Consider the following 24244-nt stretch of genomic DNA (forward strand, 5'->3'; position numbering starts at 1 on the left):
CCTCTTTCACCTCATCAGTAACACCAGTAACAACAATTCCTCAATTCCTCGTGGGCAGGGCCGATTTCCCCACTGAGGGCGATAGTGCCCGGACCAGCGCGACGGGAGAGGAGGTAGGGCATGGACGACGAGATGGACGACATCGTCGAGGAATTCCTCGTCGAGAGCCGGGAGAACCTCGACCAGCTCGACCGCGACCTCGTCGCCCTGGAGTCCGCCCCTACCTCGCGCGACCTCCTCAACAGCATCTTCCGCACCCTGCACACCATCAAGGGCACCAGCGGGTTCCTCGCCTTCAGCAACCTCGAGCGGCTCACGCACGTGGCCGAGGGGCTGCTCGTGGATCTGCGCGACGGGGCGCACCGGCTCGACGGCCCGACCACCGACGCGCTGCTCGCGCTCGCGGACCGCGTGCGCGACGTGCTCGACGCGATCGAGACCGCCGGCGCGGACGACGGCGTGGACGTGGCCCCCCTCATCGCCCGGCTCGAGCAGCTACGCGGCGGTGGCGCCACCACGCCCGGGCGCGCCGTGGCGTCGGGCCGCACCGGACGCGCCACCGCGGCGCCGGAGCGGCGGACGGACGCCCCGCCCGAGCCGGGCAGGCGCGCGTCCGGGGACGCGCGCAGCGCGGCGGGCGAGCGGCCGGGGCCGGCCGGGCCGCTCACGGACGGCCACACCGCGGGAGGCGAGCAGCCGGCCCGGGACGGGCGCGGAGCGGACCCGCGCGCCGCGGCGGACGCGGCGGCGCCCGCGGACGGGCCGACGGCGGGGAAGCGCCCCCTGGCGCCGGGTGAGTCCCCCGCCGCGCCCGGTGAGGATCCCGACCTGCCCGAGGACGACCTGCCGGCGGAAGACGACCTACCGGCGGAGGACGACGACCTGCCCTCCGCAGACGACCCGCCGGAGGAGACGGTCCCGCCCGGCGCGCCGGGCGCGGCGTCTGCCGCCGGCGAGCCCGGACCGGCGGGCGCCCCGGGAGGCGCCACCGCGGCGGCCGCCAAGCCCCACGACACCACCGTGCGCGTGCGCGTGGACCTGCTCGACCGCCTCGTCCAGCAGGCCGGCCAGCTCGTCGTGGTGCGCAACCAGATCGGCCAGCTCGCCCGCACCACCGCCCAGGACGAGCTCGCCCGCCTGGCCCAGCAGCTCGACGTCGTCACCGGCGCCCTCCAGGACGACATCCTGCGCTCGCGCATGCAGCCGGTGGAGCACCTCTTCGCCTCCCTGCCGCGCCTGGTGCGCGAGCTGGCCGCCGCCTGCGGGCGGCAGGTCCACCTCACCCTCGGCGGCGGGGAGACCGAGGCCGACCGCAGCCTCCTCGAGGCCGTCCGCGACCCGCTGACCCACCTGGTGCGCAACGCCGTCGACCACGGCATCGAGCCCGCCGCCGAACGCCTCGCCGCGGGCAAGCCCCCCTTCGGCACGCTCACCATCCAGGCGGTGCACACCAGCGGCCACGTGGCCATCGAGGTCATCGACGACGGCCGGGGCATCGACCCCGACCGGGTCGCCGACAAGGCCGTCGAGCGTGGGCTGCGCACCGCCGAGCAGATCGCCGCCATGGGCACCGGCGAGATCCTCCAGCTGCTCTTCGAGCCCGGCTTCAGCACCGCCGAGCACGTCAGCCGGGTCTCCGGGCGCGGGGTCGGCATGGACGTCGTGCGCACCAAGGTCGAGGCGGTCGGCGGCACCGTCGACTTCACCTCCCAGGTCGGCGTGGGCACCACCTGGCACCTGCGCATCCCGCTGACCGTCGCCATCATCCCGGTCCTCGGCGTGACCTGCGCCGGGGAGGTCTACGCCCTGCCGCAGACCTCCCTGCGCGAGCTCATCGCCGTCCAGCCCGGCGCCACCGGCATCGAGCACGTCGGCACCGCCGCGGTGTACCGCCACCGGGGCAAGCTGCTGCCCGTCGTCCGCCTCGACGAGTCCCTGGGCCTGCCGGCCCGGCCCGACGCCGACGGCGCGCTGGTCGTGCTCAAGACCTCCGGGCGGCGCTTCGTCCTCGTCGTCGACCGGGTGCTCGACGTCATGCACACCATGCTCACGCCGCTGCCCGCGCGGCTGCGCGAGGCCGGCGGCTATCTCGGCGCCATGCTGCGCGACGGCGGCGAGGTCGCCCTCGTGCTCGACCCGCGCGCCGTCGCCCGCCGCTCCGGGGTCGTCGTCGGGGTCGCCGCGCCGGAGACGGCGAAGGTCGAGGCGCCGCCCGCGGCCGAGGCCGTGCAGATGCTCGTCTCCACCATCGGCGACGGCCGGCGGGTCGCCGTGCCCATCTCCTCCGTCGCCCGCATCGAGCGGATCCCGAGCGCGGGCCTGGAACGGGTGGGCCGCCACGAGGTGGTGCAGGTCCGCGGGGTCATCGTGCCGCTGGTGCGCCTGGACCGGGCGCTGGGCGCGGCCGAGGAGCCGGACCCCGAGGAGCTCGTCGTCATCCTCTACCACCACGAGGATCGGGTGGTGGCGCTGGCCGTGCGGCGGATCATCGACATCGTCACCGACGAGGGCCGGCACAGCGCCATCGAGGACGCCGGTCTCGTCGGCTCGGCCGTGCTCGACAGCCACGTCACCGAGCTGCTCGACGGCGACGCGCTCGTGGCCGCCGTCGCCCCCGCCTTCTTCGGCGGCGACGGCGAGGGCATGGCGGCGGCGCTGCGAGAGCTGGTGCGGCCATGACCCAGCTCGTCACCTTCACCCTGGCCGGCGACCACTACGCCGCCGACGTCCGCCGCGTGCGCGAGGTGGTGCGCGCCGGCGCGCTGACCCCGGTGCCGCTCACCCTGCCCGAGGTGGCCGGGCTGACCAACCTGCGCGGCCAGATCCTCGTGTGCCTCGACCTGCGGCCCCTTCTCGCGCTGCCCGCCCCGGAGGCCGGCGCGGCCCAGATGCTGCTCGTCGTCGAGCTCGCCGGGGAGCCCGTCGGACTCCTCGTCGACGACGTCGGCGAGGTGCTCGACGTCGACCCCGCCGAGCTGCGCCCGCCCCCCAGCACCCTCGCCGCGCCCCTGCGCGGCTTCATCACCGGCGCCCACCCCCTGCCCGAGCGCCTGCTGCTCGTGCTCGACTTCGACGCCCTCCTCGTGCCCGACCCCTCCGCCCCGAAGGAGCACCCATGACGACCTCCGCCCAGGACCCCGCGGTCCCGGCCTCGGCCCCTGGCGACGGCGCGGCGCCCCCGGTGGCGACCCCGCGTCCGATCCCGGCGCCCGGCGCGCCGGCGTGGGCCCAGGTCGTCGCTGCCACCCCGGTCAGCCCGGACGTGGCCGGCGGCGCGCGGGCCGACCAGGCCAGCGGGCGGGCGGCACTCGGTGGCGCCGGGCGCGCCGGACAGGACGGCGCGGGCCCGGCCCTCCCGGCGGAGGACGCCGGCGAGCGGCCGGACGGTCCCGCAGGCGCGCGCGCGACGGGCGCCCGGTCCGGGCGCGGGCCCCGCGGGCGCGGCCCGCGGCGTCCGCCGCGCGCCCGGCGGGAGCGGCGCCGGTTCACCTCCATCCGCACCCGGATCTTCACGATCGTCGTGATGCTCGCGATCGTGGTCCTGGGCAACACCATCTACGCCACCACCCTCATGCGGGCGATGGCCGACGACACCGCCTACCTCGCCGACCTGCAGAGCAACGTCGTCGAGCCGCGCCAGGTGATCCAGAACGGGGCGCTGCGCTCGCGGCTGCTCGTCGAGCAGATCGACTCCCGGACGAACGAGCAGACGGAGGAGGAGCTGGTCGCCGAGCTCGACGGCGTCACCGGCGACGTCGAGCACGCCATCGCCCGCTACAGCGCCACCGACGCCGGCACGTCCCCCCACTGGCAGGACTTCCTCGACGCCTGGGGCCAGTGGAGCACGCTGCGCGACGAGACCCTCGTGCCCAACGGCCTGCGGGAGATCTACTCGCGGACCAGCACCGACACGAGCGAGAAGCTGGCGCAGCAGTACACCGACGCCCTCAACGCCGCCGCCCAGGAGATGGACGTCGTCGTCGCCCGGGTCACCGACGACGCGCGGGACCGGGCGCTGCAGGGCATGGCGATCCTGGCGGTGACCTCCGCCGTCGCCCTCGTCCTGGCCCTCGTCGCCGGGTACCGCCTGGCGATGTCCATCCGCCGCTCGCTGCAGAAGGTCGGCGCCTCGGTGGACGCCCTCGCCGACGGCGACCTCACCGTCCACGCCGACGTCACCAGCGAGGACGAGGTCGGCCGGATGGCCCGCAGCCTGGCGCGGGCGCAGACGGGGCTGCGCACCCTCGTCGCCGACCTCGCCGCCACCTCCAACGCGGTGGCAGCCGCCGCCCAGGCGCTCGCCAGCGCCGGCAGCCAGCTCGCCGCCGGCTCCGAGCAGACCAGCGAGCAGGCCGGCACCGCCGCGGCCGCCGCCGAGCAGGTCTCCCACAACGTCCAGACCGTCGCCGCCGGCGCCGAGCAGATGGGCGCCTCCATCCGCGAGATCGCCACCAACGCCAACGAGGCGGCCGACGTCGCCACCCGGGCCACCGAGGTCGCCGCCTCCACCAACGCGACCGTGACCAAGCTGGGCACGTCCTCGCAGGAGATCGGCAACGTCGTGCGGGTCATCACCTCCATCGCCGAGCAGACGAACATGCTCGCGCTCAACGCCACCATCGAGGCGGCCCGGGCCGGGGAGGCGGGCAAGGGCTTCGCCGTCGTCGCCAGCGAGGTCAAGGAGCTCGCCCAGGAGACCGCCCGCGCCACCGACGACATCGCCCGCCGCATCCAGGCGATCCAGACCGACTCCGCGGGCGCGGTCGAGGCCATCACCGAGATCTCCTCGATCGTCTCCTCCATCAGCGCCCACCAGCTCACCATCGCCTCGGCCGTGGAGGAGCAGACCGCCACGACCAGCGAGATGCTCCGCGGCGTGGGGGAGGTAGCGTCCGGCTCGGAGGAGATCGCCGCGAACATCGCCCACGTCGCCCAGACCACCGCCTCCGGCTACGGGGCGATGACCCAGATCAACGCGTCCATCGACGAGCTGGCGAAGATGTCGGACGACCTTCGCACCCGCGTGGCGCAGTTCCGGTACTGACATGACCACCCTCCGCCCGCCCTCCCTGCCGCCCTGGCGCGGCAGGTCCGGCGCGCCCGGCCGCCGGGTGAGGGTGCTCGTCGTCGACGACTCCGCCGTCATGCGCCGCCTGGTCACCGGCGCGCTCGGCCGCGACCGCAGCGTCGAGGTGGTGGGGACCGCCGCGGACGGGCGCAGCGCGCTGGCGCAGGTGGTCGAGCTGCTGCCGGACGTCGTCACCATGGACGTCGAGATGCCCCAGCTCGACGGCATCGGGGCGGTGCGGGCGCTGCGCGGGGCCGGCCTGCACGTGCCGGTGATCATGCTCTCCACCCTCACCGAGCACGGCGCCACCGCCACCCTCGACGCCCTCGCGGCCGGCGCCAGCGACTACGTCACCAAGCCGACCGGCACCGTCAGCCTCAACGACTCCCTGCGCCACCTCACCGGCGAGCTGCTCCCGCGGATCCACGCCCTGGCCCTGGGCGGCCCGCCCCGCGAGCCGGCCAACCCGCCGCCGCCGCGGCGCGCGCCGGTGGCTGCCCGCGCCGTCGTGCTCGGGGCCTCCACCGGCGGGCCGGAGGCGCTCTCCCGCCTGTTCGCGGCGCTGCCCGCGCCGCCCACGGTGCCGCTGCTCGTCGTCCAGCACATGCCGGCGGTCTTCACCCGCCAGCTCGCCGGGCGGCTGGACCGGGTCGGGCCCACCAGCGTCGCCGAGGCCGCCGGCAGCGAGGCGCTGGAGCCGGGCCGGGCCTACATCGCGCCCGGCGACCACCACCTCGCCGTCGTCGCCGACGGCGGCCTGGTGCGCGCGGTGGTGCGCGACGACCCGCCGGTGAACTTCTACCGCCCCTCCGTCGACGTGCTCTTCAGCTCCGCCGCGGAGGTCTACGGCCCCGCCCTGCACGCCGTCGTGCTCACCGGCATGGGCACCGACGGGCGCGACGGCGCCGCCGCCGTCGTCGCCGCCGGCGGGACGGTGCACGTGCAGGACGCCGCCAGCTCGGTGGTGTGGGGCATGCCCGGCGCGGTCGCCGAGGCCGGGCTGGCCCACGACGTGCTGTCCCTCGAGCACCTGGCGCGGGTCATCGCCACCGCCGGCGCGCCGGGGCGGGCGGAGGCGCGCCGATGAGCCTGTCTCCGGAGTCCTTCGACTACGTCGCCGCCCTGGTGCGCCGCGAGAGCGCGGTGGAGCTGGACGGCAAGGAGTACCTGGTCGAGTCCCGGCTCGCCCCGCTCGCCCGCGCCGCCGGGATCGTCGGCACCCGGGCGGTCGACCGGTACGTGCACCTGCTGCGCCGGTCCGAGCGGGGCGCGGGCGCCCTCGTCGACGCGCTGGTCACCACCGAGACCTCCTGGTTCCGCGACCGACCCACCTTCGACGCGCTGACCCGGCACCTGCTCCCGGCGCTGCCGGACCGCGGCCCGCTGCGGGTGTGGTCGGCCGGGTGCTCGACCGGGCAGGAGCCCTACTCGGTGGTCATGGCGCTGCTCGGCGCCGGCGTCGACGACTTCTCCGTGCTCGGCACCGACGTCTCCGCGGCGGTGCTCGAGCGGGCCCGGGCCGGGCGCTACAGCGCCCTGGAGATGGGGCGTGGGCTGCCGCTCTCGGCGCGCGCCCGGTACTTCGCCCCGCGCGGGTGCGAGTGGCAGGCGACGACGCGGGTGCGCGAGCGGGTGACGCTGCGCCGACACAACCTCCTCGAGCCGAGCCCCACGCCGACCGTGGCGACGTTCGACGTCGTCTTCCTGCGTCATGTGCTCATGTACTTCGACCTGCCCGCGCGCGCCGTGGTGCTGCGCCGGTTGCGCCGCAGCCTCGCCCCGGGCGGCTTCCTCGTGCTCGGGTCGACCGAGACGCCGCTGGGCATCGACCCCGCCTGGTACCGGGTGAAGATCCCCGGCACGTCCATCTACCGACTCATGGGAGGTTCCGCATGAGGGCTCTGGTCACCGATGACTCCCGCGCGATGCGGCGCATCATCACCGGCATGCTCACCGACGCCGGCCTGGTCACGGCCGAGGCCGGGCACGGGCGCGAGGCGCTGGACCTGCTCGAGGCGCACGGGGTGGGCCCCGACGGGTTCGAGCTGATCTGCATCGACTGGAACATGCCGGTCATGGACGGCCTCGAGCTTGTCGGGCACATCCGGCGCCGGCGCGAGTGGCGGGCGCTGACGATGATGATGATCACCTCCGAGAGCGAGCACAGCCAGGTGGTCCGCGCCCTGGCGGCCGGCGCCCACGAGTACCTCGTCAAGCCGTTCACCGCCGAGCAGCTGCGCGAGAAGATCGCCCTGCTCGGGCTGGTGGAGGTGCGCTCATGACCACGGCCGACACCGCCATCGAGGACGCGCGGGCGGCCAGCGTATGGGTCGTGGCCGAGGACGTCTTCGCGACGATGGTCGACGGTGAGCCTGGTCACCTCCGGCTCTGCCAGGGGGCGGCGGCGCCGTCCGGCGAGCGGCTGCACGCCTGGGTCGACATCACGGGAACGTACTCTGTACGCGTGGTGCTCGCCGCGGCCCATGACACCGCCCGGCGCCTCGCCCGCGCGCTCGCGGGCTGTGGGCCGGAGGAGGACGTGGACGACGCCGAGGTGGACGATGCCTTCGGCGAGGTGGCGAACATGATCGGGGGCAACCTCAAGGGCACGCTGCCGCCGGGCAGCCGGCTCGGGCTGCCCGTGGTGGCCGAGGAGCCGCCCGCCGGGGAGCACCGCGTGGATGTGACGCTGGAGTGGCGCGGGGACGAGATCGTGGTCTCGATGCTCGCGCTGACGGGATGACGGGGGACGTGACATGAGGGTGCTGGTGGCCGACGACAGCCGCGTCATGCGGCGCATCGTCGTCCGCGCGCTGCGCCAGGCGGGGTACGACGGCTGGGAGATCCTCGAGGCCGCCGACGGCGCCGAGACGCTCAAGATCGCCCAGACCGAGCCGCTCGACCTCGTGCTGCTGGACTGGAACATGCCCGAGCTCTCCGGCCTCGACGTGCTGCGCACCCTGCGCGCCGGCGGCGCCGCCATGCCGATCGGGTTCGTCACCTCCGAGGGCTCGACCCCGATGCGCCAGCTCGCCGAGGAGTCCGGCGCGTCCTTCCTCATCGCCAAGCCGTTCACCGCCGAGACGTTCCGCGAGGTGCTGGAGCCGGTGCTGCGATGAGCGTGCTGGCGGGGCAGACGCCGCTGCCGAGCATCAAGGACGTGCGCGACCTGCTGCACGCCATGCTGGGCCGGGACGTGGACGTCACCGGCACGATCGACGCCCTGACCCCGGCGACCCCCGGCGGGGTGGTCGTGGGCGTGTACACCACCGAGGGCCTGCGCACCGCCGCGCTGATCGCGCTGGACGTGCCGCTGGCCGCCCGGGCCGGGGCGGCGCTGGCGCTGCTGCCCTCGCGCACGGCGGAGGCGGCCATCGGCCACCAGTACCTGCCCGAGCAGCTCATGGAGAACGTCGCAGAGATCCTCAACGTCATGGCCTCGCTGCTCAACGCCGACGACGCCCCGCACGTGCGGCTCCACCGCGTGCACGGGCCCACCGAGCTGCTCCCCGCCGACGTGGCCACCTGGCTGCGCAGCTACGGCCCCCGGGTCGACGCCGGGGTGAGCATCCGCGGCTACGGCGACGGCGGCGTGGGCGTCGTCGTCCCCTGACAGTCAGCGTCCGCTGACAGTCAGCGTGCGCTGACAGTCAGCGTCCGCTGACCTTCAGCGTCCGCTGCCCCTCAGCCCTGCGCGGCGGGGACCACCACCCCCAGCTCCGGCCGCTTGGGCAGCCGGGTGTCGCCCGAAGAGCGGTGCCGCAGCCGCCGGCCCACCCACGGCCCGGCGTACTCGCGCACCCAGCCCAGGTCCTGGCGCAGCCGGGCGGCGCGGGCCACCGGCGGCAGCGGTGCGAGCGGGTCCTCCCAGGCGACGTCGTCGGGCGGCAGGCCCAGCGCGACCAGAGCCGCCTGGGTGACCCGCTCGTGCCCGGCGGTGGTGAGGTGGATGCGGTCCGCGGCCCACATCCGCCAGTCCTGCAGGGCCCGCAGCCCCCACACGTCCAGGACGTGGGCGCCGTGGCGGCGGGCGATCGACCACACGTGCGCGTTGAAGACGGCCACCCGCGGGCGGGTGGTGCGGATCACCGGGGTGGCGCGCGGGTCCATGCCGGTCGCGAGCAGCACGGCGGCGCCCGCCTCCCGGGCCCGGACCACCGCCCGCTCGAGCCGGGCGCCGAGCCGGTCGGGGTCGGCGCCGGGGCGCAGCAGGTCGTTGCCGCCGCCGACCAGGCTGACCAGGTCTGGTCGCATCGCCAGCGCCACCGGCAGCTGCTCGTCGATGATCTCGCCCAGCAGCCGCCCGCGCACAGCGAGGTTGGCGTACTCCAGGGCACCGGCGTCGCGGGCGTGGCGCCGCTCGGCGAGGCGCTGGGCGAGCAGGTCCGCCCACCCGCGCGGGGTGTCGGGCGCGGCGGGGTCGAGGTCCCACAGGCCCTCGGTCATCGAGTCGCCCAGCGCCACGAACCGGCCCCACGGCGGCGCCGCGCGGACGGCCGGGGGCTGCGTGGTCGCGGACGAGGTCGGCACGGTCATCCCCCGATGATGCCTCCGGCACCCGGGGCGCGTCCCGGCACGCGGGGTGCGTCCCGGCACACGGGTGCGTCCCGGCGGGCGGGCGTCGTCATCCGCGCGGGCGGGCGCCGTGATCCGCGCGGGGCAGCTCGGCGCGGCGACCGGCGCCGTCACAAACGCCTCGCCGTCACAAGGCCCCGGCGGCACTACGCCCCCCCGGCACAACGCCCCGCCGTCACAACGCCCCGGCGTCCTCCAGGGCGGCGACCGCGAGGATGACGTTCGCGCCCGACCACGTCAGCGGCGCGACGGCGGCCGGCGCGCCGCCGGCGAGCACCTTCTCGGGGATCGCGCCGGAGCCGGTGCGGTGCGCCGTCACCCAGTCCAGCCACGCCCGGGCCTGCTCCTCGTGGCCCGTCGCGGCGGCGGTGAGGGCGTACAGCGTGGTCTCCGGCGTCCAGGAGATGCCGTCGCGCTTCCACCCCGCGCCCGGCGCCAGCCCGCCGGCCGGGCGCGCCATCTCGGCGGCGGAGGCGAGCCAGGCGTCCTCGGCGCCCGCCGGCGGCTCGGCGACGAACGGCGGCAGCAGCATCGCCGTCGCCGCGTCCCGCCCGTCCGTGCCCAGCAGCGCGGTCATCGGCCCGCCGGTCCCGGCGTAACGGGTGTAGCCCGCGGCGCCGAACTCCTGCTCGACGGCGGCGCGCACCTCGGCGGCGCGCTCCGCGGCCGCCGCGGCCCGGTCGGGCAGCCCGGCGGCGTCATAGATCGCCACGGCGTGCTCGAGCCCGGCCAGCAGCGGCGCGACCGTGCCGAGGGTGAGCGCGTCCTCCTCCACCTCCCAGTAGTCCGCCGAGGCCGGCGGCAGGTGCGGGGCCGCGGCGGTGAGCGTGAGGATGCGGTCGACCGACCCGTCCACCAGCGGACGCAGCTGCCTCCAGGCCGCCGCCCGCGCGGCCGGGTCGGGGATGGCGTCGAGCACGGTGGCCGCGGACCACACGGCCCACCCGTTGCCGTCGAGCTGGATGCCCCGCCCGTCCGGCACGCCGGAGCCGTCGGCGAGGTAGCGGGCCTGGAACCCGCCCTCGCCGCTCTGCACGTCGCGGAGGAAGCCGAGCACGGCGACGGCGTCGTCGGTGTGGCCCGTCTCGGCCAGCGCGGCGGCCACGAAGGAGGCGTCGCGCGGCCAGACGTAGCGCCAGCGGCTGGTCCAGCCGGCGACCGCGGCGCCGGGGGCGGCGGTGATGGTGCGGCCGTCGACGTCGAACCGGGCGCCGGTGAGGGTGTGCAGGTCGAGCAGCGCGCCCTCGACGAGCCCCTCGTAGGGCGTGCCGGCGCCGGGCACGGTGCCGGCGGCCAGCCAGGCGCGCTGCTCGGCGGCGAGCGCGCGGGCGGCCGGGTCGGCGGCGTCGGTCGCGAGCACCCGGGAGCCGGGCAGGTATTCCACCGACTCCCGCGCCGGCACGTCGGCGACCGTGCCGTCGGCCTGCAGGTGGATGCCGTCCAGGTAGAGGTCCACGAACTCCTCGGTGGACTCGGTCGCCTTCAGGTGCACGGACCACACGGCGACGAGGACGTAGACGAGGGCGGCCGCCGTCCAGCCGCGCCAGCGCCGTCGCTGGTAGGGGCGCAGCCGGAAGGGGAGGCGGGCCGCGCGGCCGGCCGGGGCCTTCGCCGGCGCGGCGAGCGGGGACGTCACCCGCCGAGATTACTGAATGTGACCCGTCGGTAAATGCGCGGTATCCGGTGGGAGGACGTGCCTCGTCGGATCGCGCCACAATGTCCGCCCAGAGCGCTACCCGCCTCGGTAAACGCGCAGGTGAGCGTGTGCCCCACGATGACTTTGCGGCGCGTTCCGGGCGTCAGTAGCCCGAGCCTCCGGAGGACGTCGCGGCCGGCGCCTTGCCCTTGATCGGCTCGCCCTGCGGGCTGACCACCCACCAGACCCCGCCGGTGCCCTGGCCGCCGGTGTCGCCGGGCTTGTGGTCGGCGGAGAAGTAGTACAACGGTGCCCCCTTGTACGTCACCTGGGTGGAGCCGTCGCTGCGCTGGGCCGTGCCGAGGAGCGCGGCGTCGGCGCCGCTGCCGGCCTTCGCGGGGCCCTTCACCGGCGGCCACATGGCGAGGCACTGGCCCTCGCAGGTGCTCTTGCCGGGGGAGTCCTGGGTGAACACGTACAGCGTCTTGCCGTCCTCGTCGACGAGGATCGTGCCCAGGCCGGTGCTCGCGGTGGAGATCTCCTCCCCGGACGCCGTGCCGGGCTGGCCGCCCGGGGAGGTCGTGGCCGTGCCGGGCTGGCTCGTCGTCGCCCCGCCGGTGGCAGACTCGGTGGCGGACCCGGAGCCGGTGCCGCCCCCGCCGCAGCCCGCCAGCAGCGCGACGGTGAACAGCCCCGCCGCCGTCGCCCGCAGCCCGATGTGTGTGCGCATGTTCCCCTCCGAGAGGCGAGCCGATGCGGCGAAGACCCCGGCGGCCCCCACCCGCGGCAGTGGTACGGCCCGACGGCTCGGGCGGATTGCCCGCAATCCCGCCCCCGCCCGGCCCCGTACCTCCAGGCGTGCAGCTGTACCCGCGGGCGGACCGCGCCGCCGACGCCGCGCTCGTCGACGGCCTGGCGCTCGACGACGCGCAGGCCGCCGCCGCCTTCGTGCGCCGCTTCCAGCGGCCGGTCTACGGGCTCGCGCTGTCCATCACCCGTGATGCGGCCCTGGCCGAGGACGTCAGCCAGGAGGTGTTCGTGCGGGCGTGGCGTGCCGCGGCGAGCTACGACGTGCGCCGCGCCTCCGTGCTCACCTGGCTGCTCACCATCACCCGCAACGCCGCCATCGACGCCGTCCGCATGCGCCGCGCGACCCCGACCGAGGGGGCCGAGCTCGAGGAGATCCTCACCGAGACCCTGCGCGCGCCGGACACCGAGCAGACCGCGCTGCGCAACGTCGAGCGGGACCTGGTGCTCCGCCGGCTGCGCGAGCTGCCGCCCGAGCAGGCGCGGGCGGTGGTGCTCGCCGTCATCGGCGGGTGCACCGCGCTGGAGATCAGCCGCCTCGAGGGCATCCCGCTGGGGACCGCGAAGACCCGCATCCGCACCGGGCTGCGCCGGGTGCGCCAGCAGCTGGAGGAGGCCCACCGTGACTGACCGGCACGCGGACCCGGACGCACTCCTCGACCTGGCGCTCGGCCACGCCTGTGAGCCCCGCCGCGGCGCGCTGTTGCGCCACCTCACCACGTGCGAGGCGTGCCGGCGCGACTACGCCGAGCTCGTCGCCGGGGTCGACCGCGTGCTCGTCGCCGCCCCGGCCGCCGACCCGCCGCCCGGCTTCGACCGCGCCGTCCTCGCGGCGATGGGGATGTCGGAGCGCACCGCGACGGCGCCCGGCGCCCGTCCGACCTCGGCGGCTGGCGCGCGTCCGACCACCGCGCCCGGCGCCCGTCCGACCACGGCGGCTGTTGCCCGTCCGGCGACGGCGCCCGCCGCCCGTCCCCGCCGGCCACGGCGCCGCGCCCTCGTGCTCGCGGCCTCCGTCGCCGCGGCGGCGGGCGCGGCGCTCGGCGCTGTCGTCACCGCCACCGTCGTGGGGGACCAGCCCGCCGCGCAGGTCGCCGCCGGGACCCCGATGGTCACCGCCGGCGGTGACCGGGTGGGCAGCGTCGCCACCAGCTACTACGACGGCGGCCCCGTGCTGGTCCTCGACGTCGCCGGCCGGCCCGGCGCGACCTACGAGTGCCGCCTGGTTCACGAGGACGGCACCAGCGAGACGATGGGGCGCTGGACGCTGGGTCAGGACGCGGCGACCTGGGTGGTGCCCGCGCCGGCGCGGGCCGGCGGCGAGCTGCAGCTGGTCACCCCGGCCGGGCAGGTGTGGGCGACCGCCCGGCTCTGAGATCTGACGTGACCGGGGTGATGCCGCCCTGCTCGGGCCGGCGCCGGTTTCTGTGGCGGATCCTTCACGCGGGCCTCGGCAGGACGTCGACGGGAAGAGGCGCCAGAGCGCCACAAGCGGTGCAGATGGTGCGAATCTCGGGACCATCCGCGTCCCGTGCGTCACTCCAGCACCGTTCGTGGCATTTTGCGGTGCGGTTCGCGCGGGACCGCCGCGCGCCGGGGCCCATGCGCGCCGAGGTGGCGCGACGTTCGGCGTGGCGCGGAACGCCATGTTTCGCGCCCAGCGGAGGGAGTCGCAGACGGCTGGGGGCGGGCCTTGCACTCGCCGGTCGAGAGTGCCAATATCGAGTTAGCACTCTCCCGGTGAGAGTGACAAGAACTACCGGCTGGCCGGCGAGGCCAGGGATCCGTCGGGACATGACCGGCGGCGCCCGGGTCGTCCGTCGCGGGCGCTTGGTCAGCCACACCCGCCATCAGTGGAGGATTGAAGCATGGCCAAGACCATCGCCTTCAACGAGGAGGCCCGTCGCGGCATGGAGCGGGGTCTCAACACCCTCGCCGACACCGTGAAGGTCACCCTCGGCCCGAAGGGTCGCAACGTCGTTCTGGAGAAGAAGTGGGGCGCCCCCACCATCACCAACGACGGCGTGTCCATCGCCAAGGAGATCGAGCTCGACGAGCCGTACGAGAAGATCGGTGCGGAGCTCGTCAAGGAGGTCGCCAAGAAGACCGACGACGTCGCGGGTGACGGCACCACCACCGCCACCGTGCTCGCCCAGGCGCTCGTCAAGGAGGGTCTGCGCAACGTCGCCGCCGGCGCCAACCCGATCGCCCTGAAGCGGGGCATCGACAAGGCCGTCGAGGCTGTCACCGAGCAGCTGTTCAAGCAGGCCAAGGAGATCGAGACCAAGGACGAGATCGCCGCCACCGCGGCCATCTCCGCCGGCGACAACGCGATCGGCGAGCTCATCGCCGAGGCGCTCGACAAGGTCGGCAAGGAGGGCGTCGTCACCGTCGAGGAGTCCAACGCCCTGGGCCTGGAGCTCGAGCTCACCGAGGGCATGCGCTTCGACAAGGGCTTCCTCTCCGCCTACTTCGTCACCGACCCGGAGCGCCAGGAGGCCGTCCTCGAGGACGCCTACATCCTGCTCGTCGAGTCCAAGATCTCGAACGTCAAGGACCTGCTGCCGCTGCTGGAGAAGGTCATCCAGTCCGGCAAGCCGCTGGCGATCATCTCCGAGGACGTCGAGGGCGAGGCGCTGGCCACCCTGGTCGTCAACAAGATCCGCGGCACGTTCAAGTCCGTGGCCGTCAAGGCCCCCGGCTTCGGCGACCGCCGCAAGGCGATGCTGCAGGACATGGCGATCCTCACCGGCGGCACGGTCATCTCCGAGACCGTCGGCCTCAAGCTGGAGAACGCCGACCTGTCCCTGCTCGGCCGCGCCCGCAAGGTCGTGGTGACCAAGGACGAGACCACCATCGTCGAGGGTGCCGGCGACGCCGACATGATCGAGGGGCGCGTCCAGCAGATCCGCAAGGAGATCGAGAACTCCGACTCCGACTACGACCGCGAGAAGCTCCAGGAGCGCCTCGCCAAGCTGGCCGGCGGCGTCGCCGTCATCAAGGCCGGCGCGGCCACCGAGGTCGAGCTCAAGGAGCGCAAGCACCGCATCGAGGACGCGGTGCGCAACGCCAAGGCCGCCGTCGAGGAGGGCATCGTCGCCGGTGGTGGCGTGGCCCTCATCCAGGCCGCCAAGGACGCGTTCGCCAACCTCTCCCTCGAGGGCGACGAGGCGACCGGCGCGAACATCGTGAAGGTCGCGGTGGACGCCCCGCTCAAGCAGATCGCCATCAACGCGGGCCTCGAGGGTGGGGTCGTCGCCGAGAAGGTGCGCTCCCTCCCCGCCGGCCAGGGCCTCAACGCCGCCACCGGCGAGTACGAGGACCTGCTGGCCGCCGGCGTCAACGACCCGGTGAAGGTCACCCGCTCTGCCCTGCAGAACGCGGCCTCCATCGCCGGCCTGTTCCTCACCACCGAGGCCATCGTGGCCGACAAGCCGGAGAAGGCCGCTGCGCCGGCCGGCGGTGGCGAGCCCGACATGGGCGGCATGGGCTTCTGAGCCCAGCCCCTGGCGCCAGCCGCCAGGACTGATCACAGACGAGGGGCGGCATCCCGGAAGGGGTGCCGCCCCTCGGCGTACCCGGGCGGGCGCCGCGCCGCGCCTCCCACCACGTGAGACCGTGCCAGATTCGCGACATCTGTCGCCCGCGCCGGGGCATAGTGGAGACGGCCAGCGTGAGACGGCTGGCGATGCGACTGGGGGGTTGCAGATGGGGCACACGGCCATGCGCGTGGTGGACGAGCGGCGGGACCTGCTCGAGGTCGGCCAGCGGCTCGTGCAGGAGTTCCGAGGACGGCGCTGCGCAGGGGCGGTGCTGTCGGAGGTGACGATCTGCCGCGCGGTGCTCGTGCGGGCGGGCGTGCGCGCCGGCCTCGCCACCGCCACGGAGGCCATGGCGCGGTGCCGCCTGCAGCGCCGGGAGGACGCCGACGCGGCCGAGGAGCTGGCGCGCCGTCGGGTGCAGCGGATCCGCTGACCCCGCGCGCGTTCCGGCTCGGCTGGGGCCGTGCGGTGGGCGCGGTCAGTTGGGGCTGTCGTCCCCGGCGCCCGTGAGCGCCCGGCGCGCGTGCCGGCACGCCCGCAGCAGCCGGTCGGCCAGGGCGGTCGCGTCGACGGTGGCGAAGCGGGCGGTGGGCAGGGCGACGGTCAGGGCGGCGTGCTCGCCGTCGATGACGCCCAGCGACGCGCCGATCGCCGTCACCCCGGGCTCGCTCTCGTCGTGGTTGAGTCCGAAGCGGTGGGCGCGCACGGCCGCGAGCTCGCGGTGCAGGGCCGGCAGGCTGTCGATCTGCTCGCCGGGCCAGGGGGTCAGGCCGCCGGGGTGGAGGGCGTCGACGGCGTCGTCGTCGAGGTCGGCGAGCATCGCCTTGCCGCCGGAGGTGCAGTACGCGGGCATGTTCGCGCCGGTGCGCAGCCCCACGCGCAGCGGCTGGGTGCCCTCGATGCCGTCGGCGAAGCGCACCTCCGCGCCGTCGCGGACCATGAGGTGCACCGTCTCGCCCACCTCGGCGTAGAGGTGCTCCAGGTAGGGGCGGACCCGCTCGGGCAGCGGGGGAGCCGCCGCCGTCCGGCCCAGCCCGAGCAGCTCGGGGCCGGGGTGGTACAGGCGCCGGTCGCCCTGGACGGCGAACCCGCGGTGGGCGAGCGTGGAGAGCAGGCGGTGCGCCGTCGACGCCGCGACGTCGAGCTCGCGCCCGGCCTCGGTGACGCTCAGGGTGCCGCGGTCGGCCAGGAGCGTCAGCAACGTGAGGGCACGGTCGACCGCCTCGATGCGGTACGGATCACTTTTCTGCTGCACGGAACGACCGTAGCGGCTCGTTGCGTTCAGTGGAAGTCTGTGGCTAAAGTCCTATCAACCTTGTGGTGGTCGTCACGACGCGTCCGTACGGCCGACCGCCCCGCGCTCTCGAGGAGGAGGCACTCATGTCGACAGACCAGGTCATCATGGCCGGTGGAGGAATCGGTGGCCTCGGGGCGGCGCTCATGCTCGCCCGCCGGGGCGTGAAGGTCCGCGTGCTCGAGCGGGCGCCGGAGTTCGGTGAGGTGGGCGCGGGCCTGCAGCTCGCCCCGAACATCACCCGCATGCTCAAGGAGGTCGGCGTCTTCGAGAAGATCGCGCCGGTGTCCGTCTTCCCCAAGCGCCTCGTGTTCATGAACGCCAAGACCGGCGAGCAGCTCACCACGCTCGACCTCGCGGACGCCGAGAGGCGCTACGGCGCGCCCTACGTGGTCCTGCACCGCAGCGACCTGCTCAACGCCCTCCTCGAGGCCGCGCAGGCCGAGGAGAACATCACGCTGCACACCCACTCCATGGTCGAGGGCATCGAGGACCGCGGCGACCGGGTCGTGGTGCGCACCGCAGCCGGCGAGGAGTACACCGGCGAGCTGCTGCTGGGCGCCGACGGGCTGCACTCGCGGGTGCGCAAGGAGATCGTCCACGACGAGCCCATCAACTCGGGCTACGTCGCCTACCGCGGCGCCGTGCCGGTGGAGGACGTCGACCGCCGCATGGCCATGGACGAGGTCGTCGTGTGGATGGGCCCGGGCATGCACCTGGTCCAGTACCCCGTGCGCGCCGGCAAGCTGTACAACCAGGTCGCCGTCTTCCGCAGCCAGGAGTTCCTCGAGGGCAAGGAGGACTGGGGCACGCCCGAAGAGCTCGACCGCACCTACGCAGGCATGTGCGAGTCGGTGCGCGTGGCCATCCCGTCCCTGCAGCGCAACGCCCGCTGGGCCATGTTCGACCGCGAGCCCGCCGCGACGTGGACCAAGGGCCGGGTCTCGCTGCTCGGCGACGCCGCGCACGCCATGCTCCAGTACCTCGCCCAGGGCGCCGGGCAGTCCCTGCTCGACGGCGCCGCCCTGGCCCGGGCGCTCCCCGTTCTGGGGGAGGGCGCCTGGTCCAGCGAGGCGCTGGCCGACGCGCTCCAGACCTACGAGGACGAGCGCGTCGCCTTCGCCGGCACCGTCCAGTCCACCGCCCGGACCTGGGGCGACATCTGGCACGTCGACGGCTACGTGCCGATGATCCTGCGCGACGAGGTGTTCCGCAGCCGGGACGTGTACGACTACTCGTTCGTCGACTGGCTGTACGGTCCCGTCCAGGACGCCGTCGCCGCGCAGCCGGCCGCGGACGGCGCCGCGCAGCCCGTCGGCGCCGCCCCGGTCGTCCCGTCCGCCGCCCCGGCGGAGTCCACGACCCGCACCCCCGCCCACGCCTGAGGAGGAGATCGACGATGACCACCACCGACGAGCCCATCGACCACGCGTCCGTCCAGAACCAGATGACCCAGGGCGACAGCCCCGAGCTGGGGCAGCTGTACCGGGACTTCGGCGCCGAGCACCTCATCCCGCTGTGGACCCAGATCGACGACCTCATGCCGATGCACCCCCAGCCCAAGGCGGTGCCGCACGTGTGGCGCTGGTCCACGCTGTACCCGCTGGCCCAGCGCTCCGGTGACCTCGTGCCGGTCGGGCGCGGCGGCGAGCGGCGGGCCATCGCGCTGGCCAACCCGGGGCTGCCCGGGCGCGCGTACGTCTCCCCGACCCTGTGGGCGGCGATCCAGTACCTCGGCCCGAAGGAGACGGCGCCGGAGCACCGCCACTCCCAGAACGCGTTCCGGTTCGTCGTCGAGGGCGAGGGCGTGTGGACGGTCGTCAACGGCGACCCGGTGCGCATGTCCCGCGGCGACTTCCTGCTCACCCCGGGCTGGAACTTCCACGGCCACCACAACGAGACCGACCAGCCGATGGCCTGGATCGACGGCCTCGACATCCCCTTCTCGTACCAGAACGACGTCGGCTTCTTCGAGTTCGGCTCCGAGCGGGTCACCGACTACGCCACCCCGAACTTCTCCCGCGGCGAGCGGCTGTGGTGCCACCCGGGCCTGCGCCCGCTGTCGGGCCTGCAGAACACGGTCTCCTCGCCGATCGGGGCGTACCGCTGGGAGTTCACCGACCGGGCCCTGACCGAGCAGCTGCTGCTCGAGGACGAGGGGCAGCCGGCCACGATCGAGCAGGGCCACGCGGCCGTCCGGTACGTCAACCCCACCACCGGCGGCGACGTCATGCCGACGATCCGGGCGGAGTTCCACCGCCTGCGCGCCGGCACCGCCACGCCGACCCGCCGCGAGGTGGGCTCGAGCGTGTTCCAGGTCTTCGAGGGCCACGGCTCCGTGGTGCTCGACGGCACCGAGCACAAGCTCGACAAGGGCGACCTGTTCGTCATCCCGTCGTGGGTGCCGTGGTCGCTCCAGGCCGAGGAGCAGTTCGACCTGTTCCGATTCTCGGACGCTCCGATCATGGAGCGTCTGCACTTCGACCGCGTCCACGTCGACGGAGGAAACCGATGAAGCTTGCCACCCTGCGCCTGTCCGAGGGCCGTACCGTCGCCGTCCGGGTGGACGGTGAGACCGGCGTCGAGACCGGGCACACCGACGTCGGCGCGCTGCTGCGCGCCGGCGGCCTGGAGGCCGCCGCGGCGGCCGACGGCGCCCGCCACGATCTCGCCGGCGCCGACCTCGCCCCGGTGGTGCCCGCGCCGGGCAAGATCGTGTGCGTCGGGCTGAACTACCGCAACCACATCCTCGAGATGGGTCGCGAGCTGCCCGAGTACCCCACGCTGTTCACCAAGTTCCCCGAGGCCCTCATCGGCCCGCGCGACGAGATCCAGATCCCGCCGGAGTCGGACAAGATCGACTGGGAGGGCGAGCTCGCCGTCGTCGTCGGCACAACGGTGCGCCGCGCCTCCGCCGCGGAGGCCGAGGCCGCGATCGCCGGCTACGCCGTCCTCAACGACGTGACCATGCGGGACTGGCAGTACCGGTCCCCGCAGTGGTTCCAGGGCAAGGCCTGGGAGAACAGCACCCCGATCGGCCCGGTGCTGGCCACCGCCGACGAGATCCCGGGCGACGCGCAGATGGTCACCCGGCTCGACGGCGAGGAGCTCCAGCGCACCCCGATCGACGACCTCGTGTTCAACGCGGTGGACCTGGTGCGCTACATCTCGACGATCTTCACGCTCAACCCCGGCGACGTGATCGCCACCGGCACCCCCGGCGGGGTCGGCCACGCCCGCAAGCCCGCCCGGTACATCAGCGCCGGGCAGACCCTGACGACGACGATCGACGGGATCGGCGAGCTGGTCAACGTCGCGGTCGCCGAGCGGGTGGACGCGGTCGCGGCGGCCGGGGAGGCGGCCCGGGCATGAGCGTGACCTCGGAGGAGGCCGCCCGGGAGGCCCTGCGCCAGCGGCAGGGCGCCGGGGCGCGGTACGACTCCCCGGCCGCCCCGGCCCGCGAGCTGGCCTGGGCCCGGCGCGGGACGGCGTACTTCGCGCGCAAGCTCAACGAGCTGACCGACGCCGAGCTGTACGACCCGAGCCTGCTGCCGGGCTGGACCCGGGCGCACCTGGTGGCGCACGTGGGCTACAACGCCCGGGCGCTGACCCGGCTGGTGGAGTGGGCGCGCACCGGGGTGGAGACGCCCATGTACGCCTCCACGGAGCAGCGCAATGCCGAGATCGAGCGGGGCGCGACCCTGCCGGCGCGGGCGCTGCGCAACCTCTTCGCCCACGCCGAGGTGCACCTCAACGTCGAATGGCGCGACCTGACCGACGCCGGGTGGGACGCCCAGGTGCGCACCGCGCAGGGCCGGCTCGTCCCGGCGCGGGAGACGGCGTGGATGCGCACCCGCGAGGTGTGGGTGCACGCCGTCGACCTGGACAACGGCGGGAGCTTCGACGACGTCCCGCCCGACCTGCTGGCCGAGCTGCTCGCGGACGTCCAGCGGTCCTGGGCGCGCCGGGAGGAGCGGGTCGGCCTCACCCTCGCACCCACCGGGGGCGAGCCGGTGGTCGTCGGGAACGGCGGCCCCACCGTCTCCGGCGCCCTGCCGGACCTCGTGCGGTGGCTGACCGGCCGCGGCGTGCGGCGCCTGACCAGCTCGGACGGGGAGATCCCGGACATCCCGCGCTGGTTCTGACGGGACGACGGCGACGGCCGGGCGGGTCTGCGGACCCGCCCGGCCGTTCGCGTCGGCGGGCCCGCGGGGGCGGCGACCGCTAGGGGTGCAGGTGGACCTTGTGGTGCTCGATGGCGGCCAGGTCGTCCGAGGTGGTGCGGAGCAGCCGGTCGGCCAGGTCGCGCAGCGCCCGGGCGGCGGCCAGCTCCTCGCCGATCTCCGGGACGTCGTGGTCGTCGGGGTTGAGGCGGGCCCGCCCGTAACCGTCGAGCGTGCCGCCCGCGGAGGTCGTGAGGACGGCGTGGGCCGTGGTGATCGGCTCGTCCGAGCTGACCTCCTCGGCGGTGAACAGCTGGATCCGGACGTTCCACGTGTGCGCCATGACGGGCCTCCTCTCGCGGCGACGGCCTTGTCGCCCCTCCATCGTCCGGCACCGGGTCCGACGGCGTCCAGAGACCTTGGTCGCCCGGCGCGGCCGGGCCCGCGCCCGCCGGAGGGGCCACCTGGGTGACGGCTCGTGCGGCGGGCGGCTACCGGGCCAGCCGGATCTTCTGGTGCTCGATCTTCGACAGGTCGTCGGAGGTGGCCTTGAGCAGCCGGTCGGCGAGGTCCCGCAGGGCGCGGGCGGTGGCGAGCTCCTGGCCGACCTCGGGGTGCGGCTCGTCGTCGGGGTTGCGGCGGGCGCGCCCGTAGCCCTCCACCCGCTGGCCGCCCTCCTTGGTCAGCACCGCGTGCGCGGTGCCGTTGTCGCCGGAGATGACGACGTCGATCGCGATGCTCCAGGTCTCGTTGCTCGTCTCGGTCATGACGCACGCTCCTTCGCCGGTTTCCCACCATGGTCCGGCGCGTGCGGGGACGGCGTCCATACCCGCGCGCGACGGCCGCCCCGGGTGCCGGCCTGCCGGTCAGTCCCCGGCGAGGCGCTCGAGCTCGGCGGTGACGTTGCGCCGCGCCGCGTCCTCCCACCGGGCCCGGCCCTGCGGGGTGGCGAAGAGCGGTGCGTGGGCCAGCAGCGCGCGCAGCACCTCGGCGCGGCCGGCGCGGAACTGAGGCTCGGGCACGTGGTGGTACTCCGCGCGGACGGCGGCGGCGTAGCGCCGGTAGCGGGTCGGCGAGGAGGCGAGGATGGCCAGGTCGGCGTCGCACAGCGCGGCCCCGGCGACGTCGCCCGCGGCGGGCGCGTGGGTCGCGGTCAGCCGCACGAGCCGGACCACCTCGGCGCGCTCGTCGGCGGGCAGGTGGTCGGCGAGCCAGCCGTCGGCCAGGTCCGCCGAGCGCTCCTCGTCCGCGCCCGGCGCGCCGTCGTAGACGGCGTCGTGGAACCACGCGGCGAGCACCACCGCGCGGGTGACCGTCGCCCCGGCCGCGGCCAGCACCTCGAGGTGCTCGAGGACGTCGGCGAGGTGGGCGTCGTCGTGGTAGCGCCGGTGCGGCTCGGTCCACCGCGCCAGCAGCGAGGCCCCGAGCGCCGCCCAGGCGGACGGGTCGGACTCGTGGGCGAGGGACGCCCAGCGGCGGGCCAGGTCGTCGCGCCGGCGGCGCGCGCGCACCGCCGGCCGATCGGCGCCGCGCACCCGCAGCCCGGAGCGCCGCAGCCGGGTGAGCAGCTCCCGGGCGCTGACCGGCTCGGCGCCCGCCGCCACGAGCTCGGGCAGGCGCTCGGCCGGCACGTCGTAGTGGTCGAGATCGAAGGCCCGCGGCGGCACGGCGGCCGCCCGGGCGAAGGCGTGCAGCTCCTCGAGCGAGGCGTCGGAGACCAGGTGCGCCCAGACCGTCCCGTGCGCGGGCCAGCGGGGCGGGTCGACGAGGATGGCCACGTCGCGATGCTACGGGGCGCGGCTCACCGCGCCGTCCGCGCGACGGCGACCGGGCGCTCGGCGGTGCTGAGCACCCCCTGGCTCACCGAGCCGAGCATCAGCCCGGTGAACCCGCCGAGGCCCCGGCTGCCCACCACGACCAGGGACGCGCCCGACGCCGCCCGGAGCAGCGCCTCGACGGGGTGCTCGCGCGCGCTGTTGAGGGTGACCGTGACGTCCGGGTAGCGCTCCGCCGCCCGGTCGACGGCGGCCGCGGTCGCCTCCGCCTCCTCCTCCAGCGCGGCGTCCTCCGACCGGACCCAGAAGCCCGGGGGCACGTTGAGCGGCAGGCCGGGCTCGACGTACGCGGCGTGCACCGCCAGGACGGGGCTCCCGCTGCGGGCCGCGTGGGCGAGGGCGAAGTCGAGGGCCATCGAGGCGCCGGGCGAGGTGTCGACCCCGACCACCACCGGGCCGGTGCGGGGCTCGCCGCCGCGCACGATCACCACCGAGCTGTGGGCGTGGGCCGCCACCTGCTGGGAGACGGAACCGAGCAGCTTGCCCGTGAGGCGACCGTGCCCGTGAGCCCCGACGACCACCAGCGCGGCGCCGAGCGAGGCCCGCACCAGCTCGCGTGCGGGGCGCCCCAGGAGGAACTGCGACGTGACGGCGAGTCCCTCGTGAGCCGCTCGCACCTCCTCGGCCGCCTGCGCCACGTCGGAGTCCGCGGTCGGGGGTGGCTGGTCCTCGGCGAAGATCCCGTATGCGGCGCTCAGCGACAGGTCGGGCACCACCTGGACGACGTGCAGGGGCGCGGTGCGCCGCACCGCCTCCTCCGCCGCCCAGGCCAGGGCCTGCCGGGACAGGTCGGACCCGTCGAACCCGACGATCACGCCGCTCGTCCCGTGCGGGGTGACGGCCGGCCGCGGGGCGGGGGCGGGGGTGGACGAGGACGACATGGCGGGACCCCTCTCGCGCGGACGGCGGCCGCCGGCACGCGGCGACCTCGTCGCCGCCGACGGGCACCGTCGACCGTCTGTGCGGACAGTCTCCCGCGCGCTCCCGGGCCTGGAAAGGGGCCAAGGTCCGGGCGCTAGCCGGAGAACAGGCTGTGGGCGCTGGCCTCGGCGTCGGCGTAGGTCCGCGCGGCCACGTCCAGCGCGCCGGTGATCTGCTCCAGCGCCGCCTCCACCTGCGCCTGGGCCACCCGCCACTGGTCGGCGCAGGCGCCGAAGGCCGCCGACGCCCCGCCCGTCCAGCTGCCCTGCAGCTGGACGAGGTGCCCCAGCATCGCGGCGACCTCCGCCCGGATCGTGCCGGCGGTGGCGCGGGTCTGCGCCGCCGCCTGGGCGACCTCGGCGCTGTCGACCTGGTAGCGCACCATGGCTGCCTCCCTCGCTCG

At 75.2% G+C, this 24244-nt stretch carries 26 protein-coding genes; 17 read left to right on the forward strand and 9 right to left on the reverse strand.

The features are described from left to right. The first annotated feature begins 120 nt into the window (after positions 1–120). Genes GD880_RS15315 through GD880_RS15355 form a run of 9 tightly spaced genes read left to right on the forward strand, consistent with a single transcriptional unit; the run spans position 121 to position 8681 of the window. Positions 121–2679 (forward strand): chemotaxis protein CheA, encoded by a 2559-nt coding sequence (locus GD880_RS15315; RefSeq protein WP_152232486.1) that lies wholly within the window; start codon positions 121–123, stop codon positions 2677–2679. Continuing rightward, entirely contained in the window at positions 2676–3119 is a 444-nt protein-coding gene (locus tag GD880_RS15320; RefSeq protein WP_152232487.1) for a chemotaxis protein CheW, read from the forward strand. Before GD880_RS15315 ends, GD880_RS15320 begins: the two co-directional genes overlap by 4 nt. Continuing rightward, a complete protein-coding gene (locus GD880_RS15325) occupies positions 3116–5044 on the forward strand; it encodes a methyl-accepting chemotaxis protein (RefSeq protein WP_226909709.1) in 1929 nt (642 codons plus the stop codon). The genes GD880_RS15320 and GD880_RS15325 overlap by 4 nt, the downstream gene beginning before the upstream one ends. A 1-nt stretch (position 5045) precedes the next feature. Then, positions 5046–6155 carry a chemotaxis-specific protein-glutamate methyltransferase CheB gene (gene cheB, locus GD880_RS15330; protein ID WP_152232488.1) on the forward strand — a complete coding sequence of 370 codons (1110 nt, stop codon included), beginning with the start codon at positions 5046–5048 and terminating at the stop codon, positions 6153–6155. After that, positions 6152–6964, forward strand: coding sequence for a CheR family methyltransferase (locus GD880_RS15335; protein WP_152232489.1), 813 nt, complete (start codon positions 6152–6154; stop codon positions 6962–6964). Before cheB ends, GD880_RS15335 begins: the two co-directional genes overlap by 4 nt. After that, positions 6961–7350 carry a response regulator gene (locus GD880_RS15340; protein WP_152232490.1) on the forward strand — a complete coding sequence of 130 codons (390 nt, stop codon included), beginning with the start codon at positions 6961–6963 and terminating at the stop codon, positions 7348–7350. The genes GD880_RS15335 and GD880_RS15340 overlap by 4 nt, the downstream gene beginning before the upstream one ends. Then, positions 7347–7811: a chemotaxis protein CheX gene (locus GD880_RS15345; RefSeq protein WP_152232491.1), complete on the forward strand. Its 465-nt coding sequence runs from the start codon at positions 7347–7349 to the stop codon at positions 7809–7811. The genes GD880_RS15340 and GD880_RS15345 overlap by 4 nt, the downstream gene beginning before the upstream one ends. Before the next feature lie 13 nt (positions 7812–7824). Further along, positions 7825–8187, forward strand: a complete 363-nt coding sequence (locus GD880_RS15350; RefSeq protein ID WP_152232492.1) for a response regulator — start codon at positions 7825–7827, stop codon at positions 8185–8187. Continuing rightward, positions 8184–8681: a hypothetical protein gene (locus GD880_RS15355; RefSeq protein ID WP_152232493.1), complete on the forward strand. Its 498-nt coding sequence runs from the start codon at positions 8184–8186 to the stop codon at positions 8679–8681. Before GD880_RS15350 ends, GD880_RS15355 begins: the two co-directional genes overlap by 4 nt. A 71-nt stretch (positions 8682–8752) precedes the next feature. On the opposite strand, the gene GD880_RS15360 is transcribed toward GD880_RS15355, so the two are convergent. The 3 genes from GD880_RS15360 to GD880_RS15370 form a co-directional block, all read right to left on the reverse strand. Next, positions 8753–9604, reverse strand: coding sequence for an SGNH/GDSL hydrolase family protein (locus GD880_RS15360; protein ID WP_152232494.1), 852 nt, complete (start codon positions 9602–9604; stop codon positions 8753–8755). A gap of 214 nt (positions 9605–9818) precedes the next feature. Continuing rightward, on the reverse strand, positions 9819–11279 hold the full coding sequence (locus GD880_RS15365; protein WP_152232495.1) for a glycoside hydrolase family 15 protein: 1461 nt from the start codon (positions 11277–11279) through the stop codon (positions 9819–9821). A gap of 163 nt (positions 11280–11442) precedes the next feature. Further along, positions 11443–12009 carry a COG4315 family predicted lipoprotein gene (locus GD880_RS15370; protein ID WP_152232496.1) on the reverse strand — a complete coding sequence of 189 codons (567 nt, stop codon included), beginning with the start codon at positions 12007–12009 and terminating at the stop codon, positions 11443–11445. A 128-nt stretch (positions 12010–12137) separates the two neighbouring features. Between GD880_RS15370 and GD880_RS15375 the strand changes: the two genes are divergently transcribed. The 4 genes from GD880_RS15375 (at position 12138) to GD880_RS15390 (ending at position 16061) form a co-directional block, all read left to right on the forward strand. Beyond that, a complete protein-coding gene (locus GD880_RS15375; protein WP_226909710.1) occupies positions 12138–12716 on the forward strand; it encodes an RNA polymerase sigma factor in 579 nt (192 codons plus the stop codon). Beyond that, positions 12709–13461 carry a hypothetical protein gene (locus tag GD880_RS15380; RefSeq protein WP_152232498.1) on the forward strand — a complete coding sequence of 251 codons (753 nt, stop codon included), beginning with the start codon at positions 12709–12711 and terminating at the stop codon, positions 13459–13461. Before GD880_RS15375 ends, GD880_RS15380 begins: the two co-directional genes overlap by 8 nt. A gap of 493 nt (positions 13462–13954) precedes the next feature. After that, positions 13955–15583 (forward strand): chaperonin GroEL, encoded by a 1629-nt coding sequence (groL, locus tag GD880_RS15385; RefSeq protein ID WP_152232499.1) that lies wholly within the window; start codon positions 13955–13957, stop codon positions 15581–15583. A 211-nt stretch (positions 15584–15794) separates the two neighbouring features. Beyond that, a complete protein-coding gene (locus GD880_RS15390) occupies positions 15795–16061 on the forward strand; it encodes a hypothetical protein (RefSeq protein WP_152232500.1) in 267 nt (88 codons plus the stop codon). Positions 16062–16106: 45 nt separating this feature from the next. On the opposite strand, the gene GD880_RS15395 is transcribed toward GD880_RS15390, so the two are convergent. Beyond that, positions 16107–16883: an IclR family transcriptional regulator gene (locus tag GD880_RS15395; protein ID WP_152232501.1), complete on the reverse strand. Its 777-nt coding sequence runs from the start codon at positions 16881–16883 to the stop codon at positions 16107–16109. Between the two features lie 125 nt (positions 16884–17008). On the opposite strand from GD880_RS15395, the gene GD880_RS15400 reads away from it, so the two are divergent. Genes GD880_RS15400 through GD880_RS15415 form a run of 4 tightly spaced genes read left to right on the forward strand, consistent with a single transcriptional unit; the run spans position 17009 to position 21067 of the window. Further along, positions 17009–18307: an FAD-dependent monooxygenase gene (locus tag GD880_RS15400; RefSeq protein ID WP_152232502.1), complete on the forward strand. Its 1299-nt coding sequence runs from the start codon at positions 17009–17011 to the stop codon at positions 18305–18307. A 14-nt stretch (positions 18308–18321) separates the two neighbouring features. Further along, the gene (locus tag GD880_RS15405; protein ID WP_152232503.1) at positions 18322–19437 is read left to right on the forward strand and encodes a cupin domain-containing protein; all 1116 of its coding nucleotides are present in this window, start codon (positions 18322–18324) and stop codon (positions 19435–19437) included. After that, complete coding sequence (locus tag GD880_RS15410; RefSeq protein ID WP_152232504.1) at positions 19434–20294, forward strand: fumarylacetoacetate hydrolase family protein; 861 nt, start codon at positions 19434–19436, stop codon at positions 20292–20294. Before GD880_RS15405 ends, GD880_RS15410 begins: the two co-directional genes overlap by 4 nt. Beyond that, positions 20291–21067, forward strand: coding sequence for a maleylpyruvate isomerase family mycothiol-dependent enzyme (locus GD880_RS15415; RefSeq protein ID WP_152232505.1), 777 nt, complete (start codon positions 20291–20293; stop codon positions 21065–21067). The genes GD880_RS15410 and GD880_RS15415 overlap by 4 nt, the downstream gene beginning before the upstream one ends. 79 nt (positions 21068–21146) lie before the next feature. Here the strand turns inward: GD880_RS15415 and GD880_RS15420 are convergent, their stop codons facing one another. The 5 genes from GD880_RS15420 to GD880_RS15440 form a co-directional block, all read right to left on the reverse strand. Continuing rightward, positions 21147–21428 carry a dsRBD fold-containing protein gene (locus GD880_RS15420; protein WP_152232506.1) on the reverse strand — a complete coding sequence of 94 codons (282 nt, stop codon included), beginning with the start codon at positions 21426–21428 and terminating at the stop codon, positions 21147–21149. 148 nt (positions 21429–21576) lie between these two features. Further along, positions 21577–21852, reverse strand: a complete 276-nt coding sequence (locus tag GD880_RS15425) for a dsRBD fold-containing protein (protein ID WP_152232507.1) — start codon at positions 21850–21852, stop codon at positions 21577–21579. A 99-nt stretch (positions 21853–21951) separates the two neighbouring features. Next, on the reverse strand, positions 21952–22863 hold the full coding sequence (locus GD880_RS15430; RefSeq protein ID WP_152232508.1) for a DUF4031 domain-containing protein: 912 nt from the start codon (positions 22861–22863) through the stop codon (positions 21952–21954). Positions 22864–22886: 23 nt separating this feature from the next. Beyond that, complete coding sequence (locus GD880_RS15435) at positions 22887–23801, reverse strand: universal stress protein (RefSeq protein ID WP_152232509.1); 915 nt, start codon at positions 23799–23801, stop codon at positions 22887–22889. A 134-nt stretch (positions 23802–23935) separates the two neighbouring features. Beyond that, a complete protein-coding gene (locus GD880_RS15440) occupies positions 23936–24226 on the reverse strand; it encodes a WXG100 family type VII secretion target (RefSeq protein WP_152232510.1) in 291 nt (96 codons plus the stop codon). Positions 24227–24244: the final 18 nt, after the last annotated feature.

Origin of the sequence: Georgenia ruanii (assembly GCF_009193175.1) — a bacterium.
Classification (GTDB): domain Bacteria; phylum Actinomycetota; class Actinomycetes; order Actinomycetales; family Actinomycetaceae; genus Georgenia; species Georgenia ruanii.

Excerpts from the sequence above, each read along its gene's own strand:
- GD880_RS15410 (WP_152232504.1), top strand. The coding sequence starts at position 19,434 with ATGAAGCTTGCCACCCTGCGCCTGTCCGAGGGCCGTACCGTCGCCGTC.
- GD880_RS15415 (WP_152232505.1), top strand. The coding sequence starts at position 20,291 with ATGAGCGTGACCTCGGAGGAGGCCGCCCGGGAGGCCCTGCGCCAGCGG.
- GD880_RS15370 (WP_152232496.1), bottom strand. The coding sequence starts at position 12,009 with ATGCGCACACACATCGGGCTGCGGGCGACGGCGGCGGGGCTGTTCACC.
- GD880_RS15425 (WP_152232507.1), bottom strand. The coding sequence starts at position 21,852 with ATGACCGAGACGAGCAACGAGACCTGGAGCATCGCGATCGACGTCGTC.
- GD880_RS15390 (WP_152232500.1), top strand. The coding sequence starts at position 15,795 with ATGGGGCACACGGCCATGCGCGTGGTGGACGAGCGGCGGGACCTGCTC.
- cheB (WP_152232488.1), top strand. The coding sequence starts at position 5,046 with ATGACCACCCTCCGCCCGCCCTCCCTGCCGCCCTGGCGCGGCAGGTCC.
- GD880_RS15440 (WP_152232510.1), bottom strand. The coding sequence starts at position 24,226 with ATGGTGCGCTACCAGGTCGACAGCGCCGAGGTCGCCCAGGCGGCGGCG.
- GD880_RS15340 (WP_152232490.1), top strand. The coding sequence starts at position 6,961 with ATGAGGGCTCTGGTCACCGATGACTCCCGCGCGATGCGGCGCATCATC.
- GD880_RS15355 (WP_152232493.1), top strand. The coding sequence starts at position 8,184 with ATGAGCGTGCTGGCGGGGCAGACGCCGCTGCCGAGCATCAAGGACGTG.
- GD880_RS15335 (WP_152232489.1), top strand. The coding sequence starts at position 6,152 with ATGAGCCTGTCTCCGGAGTCCTTCGACTACGTCGCCGCCCTGGTGCGC.
- GD880_RS15360 (WP_152232494.1), bottom strand. The coding sequence starts at position 9,604 with ATGACCGTGCCGACCTCGTCCGCGACCACGCAGCCCCCGGCCGTCCGC.
- GD880_RS15315 (WP_152232486.1), top strand. The coding sequence starts at position 121 with ATGGACGACGAGATGGACGACATCGTCGAGGAATTCCTCGTCGAGAGC.
- GD880_RS15435 (WP_152232509.1), bottom strand. The coding sequence starts at position 23,801 with ATGTCGTCCTCGTCCACCCCCGCCCCCGCCCCGCGGCCGGCCGTCACC.
- GD880_RS15400 (WP_152232502.1), top strand. The coding sequence starts at position 17,009 with ATGTCGACAGACCAGGTCATCATGGCCGGTGGAGGAATCGGTGGCCTC.
- GD880_RS15350 (WP_152232492.1), top strand. The coding sequence starts at position 7,825 with ATGAGGGTGCTGGTGGCCGACGACAGCCGCGTCATGCGGCGCATCGTC.
- GD880_RS15420 (WP_152232506.1), bottom strand. The coding sequence starts at position 21,428 with ATGGCGCACACGTGGAACGTCCGGATCCAGCTGTTCACCGCCGAGGAG.
- GD880_RS15405 (WP_152232503.1), top strand. The coding sequence starts at position 18,322 with ATGACCACCACCGACGAGCCCATCGACCACGCGTCCGTCCAGAACCAG.
- GD880_RS15320 (WP_152232487.1), top strand. The coding sequence starts at position 2,676 with ATGACCCAGCTCGTCACCTTCACCCTGGCCGGCGACCACTACGCCGCC.
- groL (WP_152232499.1), top strand. The coding sequence starts at position 13,955 with ATGGCCAAGACCATCGCCTTCAACGAGGAGGCCCGTCGCGGCATGGAG.
- GD880_RS15345 (WP_152232491.1), top strand. The coding sequence starts at position 7,347 with ATGACCACGGCCGACACCGCCATCGAGGACGCGCGGGCGGCCAGCGTA.
- GD880_RS15325 (WP_226909709.1), top strand. The coding sequence starts at position 3,116 with ATGACGACCTCCGCCCAGGACCCCGCGGTCCCGGCCTCGGCCCCTGGC.